The following is a 15,557-nucleotide window of genomic DNA, read 5'->3' on the forward strand; positions in this document are numbered from 1 at the left end:
GGCGCGGGGGAGACAGACAATTGGGCAGGCGACGGCAAGGCGATAGCGAGAACGATCGGGCCGAAATATCCGAGCAGGTCGTCAGCGAGAGCCGGACGGATCGCCTCAGGATCCGCGCTGCCTGGATGTATTTCGTCGAGCAGATGACGCAGAACGAGATCGCCGACGTACTTGGCGTCGGCCGCGTCACCATCGTGCGCATGCTGGCGGAGGCCCGCTCGCGCAACGAAGTCAAGATCACCATCGAGAGCGAGCTTCTGGAGATCGTGCGGCTGGAGCGCGCACTCGAAAGGACCTTCGGCCTGCAGCAGGCGCTGGTGGCGCCGCTGACCGCGGCCAATGCCGATCCGATCCCGGCAATCGCCGCCAAAACCGGCATGTTCCTGTCGGACGCGATGAAATCCGGCATGCAGGTCGGCGTCGGCTGGGGCAACACGCTGTTCCACACCTTGCCGTTCATCAGCGCAAAATCGCTGACCGATTTCAAGGTGATTTCGCTGCTTGGCGGCGTCGGCGTCGCGCGCCGGGTCAACCCGGCCGAGTTCGCCTGGCGCTTTGCCCAGATATTCCAGGGCGACGGCTACCTGATGCCGACGCCGGCCGTCGTCGACAGTGTCGAGACCAAGATCGCGCTGATTGAGCGCTGCGGCCTGCAGGAGGTTTTTGAAATGGCTGACGCGCTCGATGCCGTTCTGCTGAGCGTCGGCGGCATCGCTTCGGCCACCACTTTCTCGCGCGGCGGCTTCCTCAAGGAATCGGATCGCGAGGCGCTGCTCGCGCGCGGCGCCGTCGGCGATCTCCTGTTCCATTTCTACGACCGCAATGGCGATCTGGTCGACCATCCCGTCAACAACCATGTGATGTCGGTGGATGTCGACCGGCTGCGCAAGGCGCCGATCCGCATCCTCACCTCCGGCGGCGCGGAGAAGACTGAGGCGCTGCTCGGTGCCATGAACTTGATTGCGCCGACCATACTGATCACCGATGAGGAAAGCGCCAGGCGGATGCTGACGGCGGTCAGCGAAAGCTGAAGGACGCGGTGATGTAGTCCGGCCAGGCGTCGTGCTCGTCGAAAACGGCGGCGAGGTCAGGCGTGTCGGCCAGTATCCCGCTCAACACCAGGGCGGTTGCGATGCCGGCACCGTTGCCGCCTGCGATGTCGTGCTCGACGCTGTCGCCGACGCAGACAACGCCTTGGCGCTCCGGTTCGCTGGTGAGCGCAAGCGCCGCCTCGAAAATCGCCGGATAGGGCTTGCCGATGCGGGTGACGCTGCCGCCGAGGCTCTCGTAGAGATCCGCGATCTCGCCGGCACCGAAGCGAGGTCCGACCGCCGTCAGCATGATCCTGTCGGGATTGGTGCAGAAGCACGGCACCTGCCGCGCTGCCGCCGGGGCGAGCAGTTCACGATAATGGTCGAGGTCGTGAAGGTCGCCCTCGCTGGCCGAGATCAGCACCAGTTCGGCGTCCTCGCCGGTTGCGGTCAGCGCGAAGGGCAGGCCGTCAATCGCGCTACGATCGCCGTCGCGGCTGATCAGCAGGCATTTCGTGCCGGGCCGCAAAGCTCCTGTCGCCGTCATCTCGTGAAAAAGCAGCCACGCCACCTCGCCTGAAGACACGAAATGATCCCAGCTGCCGGCCTCGAAGCCGAGCTTCAGCAGACGATCCTCGTTGGGTCTGGCGCGCTTGCCGGAATTGGATATCAGCGCCACCGTCTTGCCGGCCCGCTTCAGCGCCGAGAGCGCCGCGACCGCGCCGGGATAAGGGGCCTGGCCGTCATGCAAAACGCCGAACTGGTCGAGCAGGAAGACCTCGTATCGTTGCGCCAGCGATGCGATGCCGTCTAGATGTTCGACCTTTTTCGTGTTCATGGAAGCCCAGCCTTACTTGCGCCCTTCAGCGCCAGCCGCGCCGTGCCGGCGGCCGCCTCGTCCGACAGGGCCGGCGCCAAAGCGACGCCCAGCTTGCGCTGCCGGATCGCACTCCATACCGGATTGGCGGCGCCACCACCGACGCTGCGGACGCAGGTGAGGACCGGTGCGCCGAGTTCGGCCAGCCTGCCGTAGCCAAGCGCTTCAATGGCCGCCATGCCCTCGAACATCGCCTTGAGGAAGTCGGCGTCGTCGGCCGGCCGAGGGGTAAGGCGTGGCGGCAGCGCGGGATCGGCGATCGGGAACCGTTCTCCCGGTGCGGCGAGCGGGTAGTAGTCGAGACCGGTTTCGGTCGTGGGATCGATCGCCGCACTGAGTTCGACGATGCGGGGCAACGCAAAATGCCGGGCCAGCACCTTGCCACCGGAATTCGAGGCGCCGCCCGCCAGCCATACGTCGCCCAGCCGATGACTGTAGATGCCGAAGCGCGGCGCCGAGATCGGCCGGTCGGACAGGATCTTGATGGTCAGCGAGGAACCGAGCGCGGTGACACCGTCGCCGGCTGCCGCCGCACCTGTGGCCAGGAACGAGGCGCAGCCGTCCGTCGTGCCGGCCACCACGACCACATCGCGCGGCAGGCCGAAAAGTGCCGCGGCGGTCGCGGTAAGCGTGCCGGTGACATCGCCCGGCTCGACGACGCGCGGCAGCAAGTCCGTGCGCATGCCGGTGGCCGCGATCCAGTCCGGCCAGCGGCGGGCCTCGACATCGTAGCCGGTCTTTAGCGCATTGTTCTCGTCGCTGACGTCGAAATGGCCGGACAGGTGGCCGGCGATCCAGTCGGCCTGATGCAACACGCCGGCGATGCCCGGCAGATGCTGGAACCGGAGCGCTTTGGCGAGGCCGGAAGTAGCGCCATGGGCGGCGCTCGCTTCCGGCGCCTCGCGGGCGACGGCGGCCAGGATGTCGGCGTCGTCGACCTTGTCGTTGTACATCAGCGGTTCGATCAGCGGCCGCCCGTCAATGTCGACCGGAAGCAGCGTGCCCGACGTACCGTCGACGGCGATGGCGCGGATCGCGGCACGGTCGATGTCTGAAAGCAATTGCACCAGTGCCGCCTGGACCGCTTGCCACCATGTCGAGGGGTCGCGGGGATTCTGGCCAAACCTGTCGAGTGGCACGGCGGACCGGCCGGCGATGGAAAAATCCCGGCGCATGGCGACGGCGCGGGCGCCTGATGTGCCGATGTCGATGCCGACGACAAGTGGCGTCATGCCGTCCGTCCCTCGCTAGGCCGTGCCGGCGGCGTTGAGCTTCTGGCGATATTGCTCGGCGTCCCAGTTGACCAGTTCGTCATTCTCGGCGGCGGTGAGATAGTTCAGCCGCGCGCCACTATCGACGCGTGCCGCCACGTCGGCAAGGCAGCGCTGCATGGCGTCGGCGCCGGCACCGGCATCGCCACGCATGAGCACACCCGTGCCGGGGAATAGGATGGCCATCGGTTTCGAGCCGAGCCGGGCGATAACCGCGGCCGCGTTCTCGCCCGGCCGGGCCACGACCGAACCCTGGCCGAGGAAGATGACATGGTCCGGATAGAGGCTGCCGGCCTCGGCCATATCAAGGCTTTCCGCATCGAGCGCGACGGCATGCGCTTCGATATCCGCCGGCAATCGGTATGGGCTATCGCCAGCCAACGCCGCAAGGGCCGAGAGATCGGGTAGTGCGGCCGGGCGCGGCGGCCGCGCCAGCAACGAGCGGACACGGTACAGCAAGACCTCCGCCTCGGCGACGGTTTCGGCGGCGACCACCAGCCCGTGATTGCCGAGGATCAGCACGTCGACCCCAGGTCGCATCTTCTCGGCAATGCCGCGCGCAAGCGGCAGGCCAGGCCGGAAATAAGGCACCCAGGCCCATTCGATGCCGCCAAGCCGCCTGGCGACCTCGGCCTCACCATCGGCTTGCACGGCAAGCGAAATCGTGTCGACGCAATGGACGTGCAGGACCACGCGCTGCGGCATCAGGGCATGCACTGTTGTCTCTATCGACGGGCGCAGGCCGCGCGGATTGAGGTCCTTGATGGCGAAGGCCTGCGGTTTGTCGGCGGCCGGATCGCGCTGTTCGACTGCCTCGAGCAGCGGTGCCATTGCCACCGGCACCATGATGTCATGGCTGAGCGCATCCTTCAGCCAGGTACCCGAAGCCTTGATCCACAGTGTGTCGCCGGCCTTGAGCGAGGTGTTGCCGCCGGCCGCCTGCGTCATATGCGGGTTCACCCCGATGCTGGCCGAAAGCGCCCGTAAGGCAGCCAGTTCCTGTGCATCAGCTTGGGTTGCCATGGCACCTTTCTCCAACGCCCACACGAAAATCCCATTGTCAGGACCGGCGTTCGGCGTGATATCGCAGATATGAGTGATCTACGTCAATGATGATCTACTATCGTCAAATCTGGCTTGCAATCCAGCTAATGTTGATTAAGTTGCACCAGTTGCCATGGGAAAATGGCATCAGGGAGGAAAGATTTGAGCGACTTCGGCCGCCAGCGCCAGATTGTCGAACTGCTGCGGGACCGTCCGTTCGCCTCGGTGCGCGAGCTGCAGGAGCGCCTCGGCGTTTCGGCGGCCACGGTCAGGCGCGATATCGACCGGATCGACGAAGCCGGTGATGCCCGCAAGGTCTATGGCGGTATTTCGGCGCTGGACGGCGCCTCGCAGGCGGGCGTCGCTTTTGCCCGGCCCTATGACGAGAACCGCGACCTTGCCGTCGAGGCCAAACGGCAGATCGCGGCCGTCGCCGCGACGATGGTGCGCGATGGCGACGCGGTCATCGTCCACGGCGGCTCGACCTGCTTCCATCTCGGCGTCAAGCTCGCCGACCGCAACATCCGGCTCTATACCAATTCGATGCCGCTGGCGGCCTATCTCAGCGACCATGGCCATTGCAGCCTGACGGTTGCCGGGGGCGACCTGCATCGCGAGCCTGGCATCATTCATTCGCCAACCCAGGCCACGCCCTTCTATGCCTCGAAATTCTTTTTGGGTGCGCAGGGCCTCAACCATGAAGGGGTGCTGGAATCGCACCCGCTGCTGGTGCGTTCCATCGTCGACCTCAGCCTCTGCGCCGACCAGATCGTGGTGCTGGCCGACAGCCGCAAATTGTCCATCCATGCGCGCAACGTGGCGCTGCCCTGGTCGCGCGTCGGCACGCTGGTGACCGATGACGGGCTCTCCGAAGCCGATGCCCGCATGCTGGAAGATGCCGGCGTCATGGTACTGATCGCCTCCACCTCGGGAGCGGCCCCGTGAAAGTGGCGGTGCTCGATTTCGGCAAAACCAATTCGAAGCTGTTCGTCTTCGGCCAGGACGGACGCATCGTCGACGAGCGCCGGACGCAGCCGAACTGGGCGCGCCAAGGCGGCTTCAGCGTACTCGATGAGGCCGCCCTTCATGGCTGGGCGCTCGGTGCCGTCACCGACGCGGTCGACGACCATGGCGTGGAAGGCGTGATGGTGTCGGGCCATGGCTGCACCTTCGCCCTTGTCGACGACAAGGCGCTGACGCACCCGATTCTCGACTACGAACAGGAGCCGCCGGCCGAAATCGCGGCGCGGATCGACCGGCGCATTCCCGACTTCGCCGAAACTTTCTCGCCGCGCCTGCCGCTCGGCTTCAATTATGGCCGCCACATGCTGTGGCTGCAGGCGGTCGATCCCGATGCGTTCGCGGCCGCAACGTCGATCCTCGGCTACCCGCAATATTGGAGCTGGCGCCTTGGCGGCAGACCGGTCAGCGAAGTGTCTTACCTTGGCTGTCATTCGCATTTGTGGGCGCCGCGCCGACGCGATTTTTCCTCGCTGGTCGACGCAGAGGGATGGCGTGGGCGCATGCCGGCCTTCGCACGCGCCGGCGAAGCCATCGGCGAGCGGCTTTTGGGCGAGAACAAGCGGGCGGTCACGATCCACAATGGTGTCCACGACTCCAACGCGGCCCTGCATGCCTATCGCAGGCAAGGGCTTGGGCCACTGACGGTCGTGTCGACCGGCACCTGGGTCGTCGTGCTCAATCCCGACTGCCCGCTCGACGCGCTCGACCGCGAGCGCGACATGCTGGTCAATGTCGATGTCGACGGCGGCCCCGTGCCGACCATCCGCTTCATGGGCGGGCGCGAATTCGCCGTCATCAGCGGCGGCTGGCAAGGCGCGATCCCGCACGGCTCGATACAGCAGGCGATCGATGCCGGCCTCATGGCCGTGCCGAGCTTCGCGCCGGGCGGCCCGATGCCCGGCCATCGCGGCGAAGTCGTTGGCGGCACGCCTGTTGCCGGGCAAAGCGCGGCGGTGGCCCTGCTTTATGTGGGGTTGATGATCGATCTCAGTCTCGATCTCATCCATTCCGGCAATACTGTGATCGTCGATGGCGGACTGAACACCGGCGGCCTGCTCGCCGGACTGCTGGCGCAATTGCGTCCCGGCCAGGCGTTCCTGCAAGGCGCGTCGCTGGAAGGCAGCGCCACGGGTGCGGCGGCGCTCGCCTTCGAAAGCGTGGGCCGCGACTTCGCCGCCGAGCCGCCGGAGCCGGTGCATGCGACGCGCTTCAGCGGCGTTGCCGCCTATCGAGACGCATGGCGCGATCGCTTTGGCGGGCACGATGCCGCCGCCAGGGCGGCAGGTGGTGCACGATGAGCGCGGCAGTCCAGGCGCAAACGGACCGCCGGCCGGTGCTGGAGATGCGCCACATCTCCAAGACTTTCGGCGCCATCCGCGCCCTGCAGGACGTCTCGCTCACTGTCCATGCCGGCGAATTGCATGCGCTGATGGGCGAGAACGGCGCCGGCAAGTCGACGCTGATGAAGGTGCTGTCGGGCGCCTATCGGCCGGATCCGGGCGGCGAAATCCTGATCGACGGCGCGCCTGCCGCGACCGGTGACCCAATCAAGGCGCGCGCCGCCGGCATCGCGGTGATCTACCAGGAACTGTCGCTGGCGCCCAACCTGACGGTGGCGCAGAACATCTTCCTCGGCAACGAGCCGCGGCGCTTCGGCATCGTCGACCGCGACCAGTGTAACCGGCGGGCGGCCGAGATCGTCGGCCGGCTCGGTGTCTCCTTCTCGGCGCGGGCCCTGGTTTCCAGCCTGTCGCTTGGCGAGCGCCAACTGGTCGAGATCGCACGGGCGCTGTCGACCAATGCGCGCATCATCGTCATGGACGAGCCGACGACGTCGCTGACGTCGCGCGAGACCGATCGCCTGTTCGAGGTGATCGCGACACTGAAGGCGCAAGGCATCGCCATCATCTACATCAGCCACCGCATGGAAGAGGTGTACCAGCTTGCCGACCGCGTCAGCGTGCTGCGCGACAGCGGCTATGTCGGCACGCTGGAGCGCGCCGACCTCAACGCCTCCCGCCTGGTGTCCATGATGGTCGGCCGCGATCTCTCCGCCTTCTACAAGAAGGATCATCGCCCGCCCGGCGAGAAACGCGCTGTCGCGCTCTCGGTGCGCGGCATGTCCGATGGGCGCCTGTTGAAGAACTGTTCGTTCGATCTCCATCACGGCGAGGTCCTGGCACTGGCTGGCCTGGTCGGCTCGGGCCGCACCGAGCTTGCCAGATTGATCTTCGGCGCCGACAAGCGCAGCGCCGGTGCGATGGAACTCGACGGCAAGCCCGTAACCATCGGCTCGCCGCGCGAGGCGCTCGATGCCGGCATCGCCTATCTGACCGAGGACCGCAAGGAACTCGGCCTGTTCCTCGACATGTCGATCTCGGACAATATCAGCATGGGCGTGCTGGCCAGGGATGCGCGGACCGGCGGCTTCCGCGACTTCACGGCCGCCGACAGGCGCGCGGCGAAAGCCATTTCCGACCTGTCCATCCGTACCGGCTCGGCACAGGCCAATGCCGGCTCCCTGTCGGGCGGCAACCAGCAGAAGGTGCTGCTCGCGCGGCTGCTGGAAACCGAGCCGAAGGTCGTCATCCTCGACGAGCCGACCCGCGGCGTCGATGTCGGCGCCAAGTCGGAAATCTACCGGCTGATCGACAATCTCGCCAACAAGGGCATCGCCATCCTGATGATATCGAGCGAATTGCCCGAGGTGATCGGCGTCGCCGACCGCGTGCTGGTGATGCGCGACGGCGCGATCGCCGGCGAGGTGACGGCATCCGAAGGCGAGCCGCTTCGCCAGGAAGCGATAATGGAACTTGCGACGGGAGCGGCCCAGAAATGACCGACAAGACGACAGGGACGACAGCCGTGGACCAGGCGGCGGCCAGGAGCCGGCGGCTGCGTACCGCGATTGCGGCGCTTGGCATGCTGCCGGTGCTGGTGCTGCTGGCGGCGGGCTTCCAGTTCATCAACCCGCGCTTTCTGACCGGCACCAATCTGCTGATCGTGACGCAGCAATCGTCGATCAACATCGTGCTGGCCGCCGGCATGACCTTTGTCATCCTGACCGGCGGCATCGACCTGTCGGTCGGCTCCATCCTCGCCGCTTCGGCGATGGTGGCGGTGCTGGTGTCGCTGGTGCCCGACTGGGGCCTGCTCGGCGTACCGGCGGCGATCCTGGTCGGTCTGGGCTTTGGACTGATCAACGGGCTGCTCGTCGCCTATATCAGGCTGCCGCCCTTCATCGTCACACTGGGTTCGCTGACAGCGGTGCGCGGCGTTGCCCGCCTGCTCGGGCAGGACACCACGGTGTTCAACTCCGACCTGCCGTTCGACTTCATCGGCAACGGCTCGGTGCTAGGCATTCCCTGGCTCGTCATCATCGCGCTCACCGTGGTGGTTTTGTCCTGGCTGGTACTCAAGCGCAGCGTGCTCGGGACCTGGATCTACGCCGTCGGCGGCAATGCTGAGGCAGCACGACTGACCGGCATCAAGGTGCCGCTTGTGCTGCTCTTCGTCTATGGCGTTTCCGGCCTGCTTGCCGGCCTTGGCGGCGCCATGTCGGCGGCCCGGCTTTATGCCGCCAACGGTCTGCAACTCGGGCAAAGCTACGAGCTCGACGCCATCGCCGCCGTCATCCTGGGCGGCACCAGTTTCGTCGGCGGCGTCGGTTCGATCTGGGGCACGCTGATCGGCGGACTGATCATCGCGGTGCTCTCCAACGGCCTCATCTTGGCCGGCGTTTCGGACATCTGGCAGTACATCATCAAAGGATTGGTCATCATCGTGGCGGTCGCCCTCGACCGCTACCGCCTCCAGGCAGGGGCGAGAACGTAAGTGACCTGGTCGCCGGCATGAAAGACCGGCTTGTGTAACGCAACGCGAGAGGCGCGGGGCATCAGGAGGAAGTAAGCGTAATGAAGACCATCGCCAAACTGCTCTGCGGCGCCGCCCTCGCGGCCGTCGCCATCGCACCGGCATCGGCCAAGGACCTCAACAAGGTCGGCATTTCCGTCGGCCTGCTCGGCAACCCGTTCTTCGTCGCCACCATCAAGGGCATCGAGGACGCGGCCAAGAAGATCAATCCGAATGTCGAGGTGACGTCGGTGTCGGCCGACTATGACCTCAACAAGCAGGTCTCGCAGGTCGATTCCTTCATCGCCGCCGGCGTCGACGTGATCATGCTCAACGCAGTCGACGCCAAGGCGATCGCGCCGGCGGTGAAGAAGGCGCAGGCCGCCGGCATCATCGTCGCGGCCTTCGACGTTTCGGCGCCGGGCGCTGACGTCACGGTGATGACCAACAACGTCAAGGCCGGCGAGGAAGCCTGCCAGTACCTGGTCGACCACACCGGCGGCAAGGGTGACTACGTCATCCTCAACGGCCCAGCGTCCTCGTCGATCCTGGAACGGGTGAAGGGCTGCAAGAACGTGCTTGCCCAGCATCCCGACATCAAGATCCTCTCCGACGACCAGAACGCCGAGGGTTCGCGCGATGGCGGCCTGAAAGTGTTCCAGTCGCTGCTGACCCGTTTCGACAAGATCGACGCGGTGTTCGCTATCAACGACCCGACGGCGATCGGCGCCGAGCTCGCCGCCAAGCAGCTCAACCGCTCCGAGTTCATCTTCACCGCAGTGGATGGCGCGCCCGACATCGAGAAGGAACTTGCCTCCGGCAAGTCGATGATCAAGGCCTCGGCCTCGCAGGATCCCTATGTGATGGCCGGCCAGTCGCTGACCATGGCGGCCGAGCTGCTCGCGGGCAAGAAGCCGGCGGAGGCCACCGTGCTGCTCGACCCGAAGCTGATCACGGCCGACAACCTCAAGGACTACAAGGGCTGGACCGCGGCCCGCTGATCCATCCACCGAGGGGGCGGCCGGTTCGATCCGGCCGCGCCTTTCTTTCCTGCTTCAACCGGAGACGATCATGTCGCGCATCGGAATCCATTCCTTCGTCTGGTCGGCAAGCTCGGCGCAGAGCGAGCTGGAACGCACGCTGGCCAACACCAGGGAGGCCGGTTTCGACCTGATCGAATTCTCCTATCTCGACCCCGCCAATGTCGACATTGGCGGGCTTGCCAAGCGTATCGCCGACCTTGGCCTCGGCGTGGCGATCAGCATCGGATTGCCTGCTGACGGCGACATTTCGAGTGCCGACAAGGCGGTCGCCGCGCGCGGCGTCGAGATCCTCAACGAGACCATCGCGCTGACGCGCGACCTTGGCGGCAGCAAGGTTGCCGGCATTCTGTCGACCAGCCATGGCCTGCAAGTCGAAGCGCCGACGCGCGATCAGTGGAACCGCAGCGCCGGGACATTGGCTAAGGTCGCCGAGACGGCGAAGGCGGCCGGCGTCACGCTCAATCTGGAAATCGTCAACCGCTTCGAAAGTAACCTGCTCAACACCGCCGCACAGGGATTGGCCTTCATCGCGGACACCGGTTCGGACAACATCTTCCTGCACCTCGACACGTTCCACATGAACATCGAGGAAGCAGATGTCGGGCTCGCCATCCGCCACGCCGCGGCCAAGATCGGTTATGTCCATATCGGCGAGAGCCATCGCGGCTTCCTCGGCACGGGCAATATCGACTTCGCCGCCATCTTCGACGCGCTGACCGCGATAGGCTATGCCGATGACCTCAGCTTCGAATCCTTTTCCTCGGAGATCGTGGACGAGAACCTGTCGAAGAAGACCGCGATCTGGCGCAATCTGTGGACCGACAACAAAGAACTGGCGCGCCATGCGCGCGGCTTCATCGCCATCGGGCTGGAGACGGCGCGGCGCAAGGCGGAACTCGTCTCGGCACAGCACAAGCCGTAGCGGGCCAATTTGGTGCAAACGGACATCCCGATGCGCGACCGCGCCTGTTTCGCATGGCCCGGCATTGCTCCCGTCATGTGCATCGGCTATCCGACCTCTGCACAGATGAAGCAACGGAGCCCGGCATGACGAACAAGACCATCCTCAAATTCGGCGCGGTCGAGCACGCGGAAGCCGGCGATCTGCCTGGCTGGATCGTGGTCGAAGGCCATCCGACCATGCAGACCGCCGTCCAGCACACGACCGAGGACGGCAAGGTGATGTCGGGCACATGGCGGGCGTCGCCCGGCACCTATCACGCGACCTATACCGACTACGAGTTCGTGCACATGATCGCCGGCCGCATCATCATCACGCCCGACGGCGGCACCCCGGTCGAAGTGGGTCCCGGCGACGCCTTCGTGGTCGAAGCCGACTTCAAGGGCACCTGGAAGATCATCGAACCGGTGACCAAGCATTTCGTCGTCCGGGTCGGCTGAGCCGGCCTGACTGCCGCCTAAGCATGAAAAGCCCGCCATGGTCCGCCATGGCGGGCTTTTGTTCGCGGCATTGGTTTCGACGCGGTTGCCCGCCGTTCGATGATCAGCATGCATCGTATTGGGTCAGCACGTCTGGCACGGCATTTGCTGCTGTGGCGAGGCGGCCACAAGGCCGTTCCGATCCAATGGTTGGCAACGATGCATTTTCGCCAGTTTCTCGTCGGGATGATCGCAATTTCGGCGTCCGTCGCAATCGTGGCCTATTTCAGGACGGGTTCGCCATGGGCCGCCCTTGCATCGGCCGCCGCCAGCGCGGTCTTGCTGCAGGCCGGTTACTTCTTGCTGATTGTCAGGGAGGTCTATCGGCCCGCAATCCCTGAAAGGACAGAGGCGGACCACGATACACGCCAATCCGGGGCTCGGCTGCCGGCACGTCTGCTCACCCTCGCTGCCGTCGCCATACTTGCCACCGCGGCGCTGACGCGGACGACCCTTGCGGATGACGATGACGCTTATTTCGACTGCGTTATCGGCAAGGCCGAGGCGATCATGAAAAGCCAAACGCACAGAGATGCCGAAGCGGCCTTGGACAAGGCCTATGCGCTATGCCAGCCGATGGAGTCGACGCAGGAGGCGGACATGGGCAACAGCCTGCCGTTGCCGGAATTTGACCGGCACCTATATCCCCTAGCGCATTCGTGATCGGCACGACCCCGGAATTGTCCGCCACGCCAGCTCTCTTCCGATACGGTCGCGCCTCCCGCCGCCAGAGGACGCCGATATGACAAGCTCCCATTCCACGACAAGGCTGTTGGCCATGACGGCCCTGATGCTGTTCCATCAAGGCCTGGCCATGGCGCAGATGCCGGCGCAGCAGCCGGACGCCAAATCATTCACGCTCGGCAAGCTCGACATCGTCGCCCTGCACGACGCCCAGTTCGTCAAACCCAACGATGGCAAGACATTCGGCCTCGATCATAGCCCCGCCGAAGTCAGCGAATTGCTCAAGGCAGCGGGGGCACCGACCGACACGATCACGCTGAGCGTCGATGCCTTGTTGGTGAAATCGAAGGACGGTGTCGTGCTGATCGACACCGGGGTCGGCGGCGCGTTGCAGGACAGCCTGGCCAAGGCCGGCATCAAACCCGGTGACGTCAATGAAGTCTTGATCACCCATTCTCACCCCGATCATATCGGCGGGCTGGTCAAGGACGGCAAACTGGCATTCCCCAATGCCACGATCCGCATGTCGGATGTTGAATGGGACTTCGCCAAATCCAACAAGGGCGTAGCCGAGATCGTCAAGATCATCGCCGACCATGTGAAACCGTTCAAGGCCGGCGCCCAGGTCGCGCCCGGGATCACCTCGGTGGCGCTGAAGGGGCACACGCCCGGCCATGTCGGCTACCAGATCAAATCCGGAAAGGAACGGCTGTTCGATGTTGGCGACACTGTGCACAGCTCGATCATCTCGCTCGCCAAGCCGGACTGGGCCGTGGCCTTCGACGGCGACAAGCCGGAAGGCGAGCAGAACAGGGCCAGGACCCTGGCCGCGCTGGCCAAGGACCATGAGATGATCTTTGCGCCGCATTTTCCGTTCCCGGGCATCGGCTACATCGAGAAGGACGGCGACCACTTCAAATGGGCGCCGAGCGACAAGCCTCGGTAGGCGCTCTCAAGTATCGCGGGATTGCGGGCTTTTCAGGGATAGACAGCCCGTCCCTCACAGCGTTTTCAAATACTCGATCAGCGCGGAGCGTTCCCGGTTCAGCAGTTGGCGGCCAAGGACACCAGCTGGCGGTGACTTCTCCGGCAGACCTTCGAAGGAATGACCGAGATTGGAGTTGCCGCGTTGCGACGCGTCGAACCGGGTCAATCCAGCCTCGCATGTGACGTCCGCCAATCTGGTGGCGGCAGGAACAGGCAGGCCGACCCGTTCCGGGTCGAATTCGAGCGGGCCCACACAGAAGGCCTGTGGCCGGTCGGCCTGTGGCCTGAGCAGGTCATCCAGGGTTGGAACCGAGCCATTGTGCAGATAGGGCGCCGTCGCCCAGACGCCGTCGAGCGGCCGGGCGCGGTAGCGGGGCGTGGCAAGATAGGTGATGCTTGCGGTATCCTTCTCGCCAACCGGCTGCACGGGGTTGAAGACCTTCGGATTGGGACAGTTCGGCCTGCTGCTGCTGATAGTCTCGACTTCCTGTGCCGACATCGCGCTTCCGTCGGCGCGCCTGGGGTCTTTGGCCCACTGTGCCTCGGTCCTGCCAACCGCGGCCATCAGATTGACGGCATAGGATTTTTTCAAAGCCGCGGTGGGCTTCAAGCCGCAGCGCTGGAGAATGTCGGCTGCCGGATCCAGGCCAAGATAGTCCGGCACGCTCACCTGTCGCTCGGTGAGCACGCGGGCCTGTTCGGGATCGGTGCCCATATGAGCGACCGGCTTCTGCACCACATTGAACAGCCACTCCTTGGTATCCTTGCCAATACGAACCCAGTTGTTGTCGTTGGACTGGCTGTCGGCCTGGTCGCTGTTTTTCTCCCGCCAGAACGAGTCCGGGTCGTCGGCCGAAATCCCGGGATCGCGCAGCGGCGCGCGATGGCATTCGAAGCAGAATTGGCGATATAGTTTACGGCCCTCGGCCACCTTGCCGGCGTCGATAGTCCAAGCTTTGTCGTCCTGATCGTCCCAACCCTTCATTCCCTTCAGCTTTTTCGCCGCATCTTCCCATCGTGGTGCCGCCAGGGGCTCGGGGGGGCCGTCGAAACCGGTTGGCATGCCATCCAGATGCCTGCGGCCCTGCAGCATGCTCTCGATCCTCGCGATCTCGGCGACGTGGACCGTCGATGCGAACAGCGGACGCTGTGGATTGGTCATATTGATCTTGGCGGTGACCCCCATGGCCTCGCCGATGTTGCGGATGTCGGGATTGAGGATCGAAGCATCGTATTGCGCCCAGGAGAAGTTGGGGACGTCCCAGATCGGCGGGAAGCTGACCGGTGCGGTATGGGCGGCAAAATTGGCGTCCATGGCGGCTTGTGAGAGGCCGCCCTCTCTTTCCTTTACGGCAGGCTCCTCCGGCTTCAACGGGTCGGCAAGGTTGTCGTGGAAGACCTGGTTGCCGATGCGGTTGAGCGCGTCGAGGCGGCCGAAACCTTCCTCGGTATGGACCATGTGCTGGCGGGCAAGGATGTTCCTTTCGGCGGTCACCTTGCCGAAGACCTCGTTGTCGCAAATGTCCTTTATCCCGGTCGCGATTGCTTCCCTTGCCGGATAGGACGGCCGGCCTTTCGCCGGGTCGGTATCGAGGACGGCATCGGCAAAGCGCGCTTTGCGCCAGGGCGCCTTGGCCGTGTAGCATACCGACAGGCCGATGATCCGCTCGAGGTTCTGCAGGTCGATCATCGCCTGCGCGCCATCGATGCGCAGTTCGAATCCCTTGTAGAAGATATGGCCGGTGTGACATGCCGCGCAGGTCAGCCCCAGCCCGTCCTCGAATTTCACGCCTGTTGTCGGATCGATGCGGCCCTTGAGCACCGCGAAGCCGACCGGCAGCACGCCATAACCCTCCGGCTTGTCGCTGCCTGCTTTTGGGTCGCAATCGCGCGGCGCCATGAAGCCGAGCCGGCCCAGATAGTCGGGGTCGCTGATCAGGCCGCGGCGCACGAACAAGTCGAACGGACTGATTTCCGGGCGTTCGAGCTTCTGAAACCAGCCGTAGGACACCGGGAACGTCGCGGTGCCCTGTGACGCGTTGTGGAACCAGGCCCGGTCCGCCGCCGACCAGTTCTGGTCGAGCCAGGCGCAGCCCTTTTGCGGTCGCTCGGCCACAAGCGGCGGCGCGAGCAGCGCGGACGCGAATTCCACGATCTTGCCCCTGAAGGCAAGGAATGATCGGGCGCGGTTCGGCGCATAGCTCAGTATGAGAATCGCCACCGCGACGGCCACGATGGCGATCAGCCCCAGCTTGAGGGCGCCTCGCCCGAATTTTCGCAATACCGGCCGGAATTCCATCGTCGT

14 protein-coding genes are annotated in these 15,557 nt (G+C 64.9%); 10 read left to right on the forward strand and 4 right to left on the reverse strand.

Features of this window, described 5'->3' with window-relative positions:
• Positions 1-20: 20 nt before the first annotated feature.
• A complete protein-coding gene (locus FJ967_RS14430; RefSeq protein ID WP_140732490.1) occupies positions 21-1,031 on the forward strand; it encodes a sugar-binding transcriptional regulator in 1,011 nt (336 codons plus the stop codon).
• Here the strand turns inward: FJ967_RS14430 and FJ967_RS14435 are convergent.
• The 3 genes from FJ967_RS14435 to FJ967_RS14445 are packed head-to-tail and all read right to left on the reverse strand — an operon-like array spanning position 1,018 to position 4,202.
• Positions 1,018-1,869: a TIGR01459 family HAD-type hydrolase gene (locus tag FJ967_RS14435; RefSeq protein WP_140732491.1), complete on the reverse strand. Its 852-nt coding sequence runs from the start codon at positions 1,867-1,869 to the stop codon at positions 1,018-1,020. The two genes, FJ967_RS14430 and FJ967_RS14435, sit on opposite strands and share 14 nt — an antisense overlap.
• Positions 1,866-3,140: an FGGY-family carbohydrate kinase gene (locus tag FJ967_RS14440; RefSeq protein WP_140732492.1), complete on the reverse strand. Its 1,275-nt coding sequence runs from the start codon at positions 3,138-3,140 to the stop codon at positions 1,866-1,868. Before FJ967_RS14440 ends, FJ967_RS14435 begins: the two co-directional genes overlap by 4 nt.
• 15 nt (positions 3,141-3,155) lie before the next feature.
• Complete coding sequence (locus FJ967_RS14445; RefSeq protein ID WP_140732493.1) at positions 3,156-4,202, reverse strand: class II aldolase/adducin family protein; 1,047 nt, start codon at positions 4,200-4,202, stop codon at positions 3,156-3,158.
• A 183-nt stretch (positions 4,203-4,385) separates the two neighbouring features.
• Between FJ967_RS14445 and FJ967_RS14450 the strand changes: the two genes are divergently transcribed.
• The 9 genes from FJ967_RS14450 to FJ967_RS14490 all read left to right on the forward strand — a co-directional run bounded on the left by FJ967_RS14450 (position 4,386) and on the right by FJ967_RS14490 (position 13,211).
• The gene (locus FJ967_RS14450) at positions 4,386-5,168 is read left to right on the forward strand and encodes a DeoR/GlpR family DNA-binding transcription regulator (protein WP_140732494.1); all 783 of its coding nucleotides are present in this window, start codon (positions 4,386-4,388) and stop codon (positions 5,166-5,168) included.
• Entirely contained in the window at positions 5,165-6,544 is a 1,380-nt protein-coding gene (locus FJ967_RS14455) for a carbohydrate kinase (protein ID WP_140732495.1), read from the forward strand. Before FJ967_RS14450 ends, FJ967_RS14455 begins: the two co-directional genes overlap by 4 nt.
• Positions 6,541-8,085 (forward strand): sugar ABC transporter ATP-binding protein, encoded by a 1,545-nt coding sequence (locus FJ967_RS14460; RefSeq protein WP_140732496.1) that lies wholly within the window; start codon positions 6,541-6,543, stop codon positions 8,083-8,085. Before FJ967_RS14455 ends, FJ967_RS14460 begins: the two co-directional genes overlap by 4 nt.
• Positions 8,082-9,080, forward strand: coding sequence for a ribose ABC transporter permease (locus FJ967_RS14465; RefSeq protein WP_140732497.1), 999 nt, complete (start codon positions 8,082-8,084; stop codon positions 9,078-9,080). Before FJ967_RS14460 ends, FJ967_RS14465 begins: the two co-directional genes overlap by 4 nt.
• 80 nt (positions 9,081-9,160) lie before the next feature.
• Positions 9,161-10,099: an ABC transporter substrate-binding protein gene (locus tag FJ967_RS14470; RefSeq protein ID WP_140732498.1), complete on the forward strand. Its 939-nt coding sequence runs from the start codon at positions 9,161-9,163 to the stop codon at positions 10,097-10,099.
• A gap of 70 nt (positions 10,100-10,169) precedes the next feature.
• Positions 10,170-11,063 carry a sugar phosphate isomerase/epimerase gene (locus FJ967_RS14475; RefSeq protein WP_140732499.1) on the forward strand — a complete coding sequence of 298 codons (894 nt, stop codon included), beginning with the start codon at positions 10,170-10,172 and terminating at the stop codon, positions 11,061-11,063.
• A 125-nt stretch (positions 11,064-11,188) separates the two neighbouring features.
• Positions 11,189-11,542, forward strand: coding sequence for a cupin domain-containing protein (locus FJ967_RS14480; RefSeq protein WP_140732500.1), 354 nt, complete (start codon positions 11,189-11,191; stop codon positions 11,540-11,542).
• Between the two features lie 99 nt (positions 11,543-11,641).
• Entirely contained in the window at positions 11,642-12,244 is a 603-nt protein-coding gene (locus FJ967_RS14485) for a DUF3387 domain-containing protein (protein ID WP_140732501.1), read from the forward strand.
• Between the two features lie 79 nt (positions 12,245-12,323).
• Positions 12,324-13,211 carry an MBL fold metallo-hydrolase gene (locus FJ967_RS14490; RefSeq protein ID WP_140732502.1) on the forward strand — a complete coding sequence of 296 codons (888 nt, stop codon included), beginning with the start codon at positions 12,324-12,326 and terminating at the stop codon, positions 13,209-13,211.
• A gap of 54 nt (positions 13,212-13,265) precedes the next feature.
• Here FJ967_RS14490 and FJ967_RS14495 read toward each other — a convergent pair whose 3' ends face one another.
• Positions 13,266-15,551 carry a di-heme-cytochrome C peroxidase gene (locus FJ967_RS14495; protein WP_140732503.1) on the reverse strand — a complete coding sequence of 762 codons (2,286 nt, stop codon included), beginning with the start codon at positions 15,549-15,551 and terminating at the stop codon, positions 13,266-13,268.
• Between the last annotated feature and the right edge of the window lie 6 nt (positions 15,552-15,557).

The organism is Mesorhizobium sp. B2-3-4 (assembly GCF_006442315.1).
Lineage (GTDB): Bacteria > Pseudomonadota > Alphaproteobacteria > Rhizobiales > Rhizobiaceae > Mesorhizobium.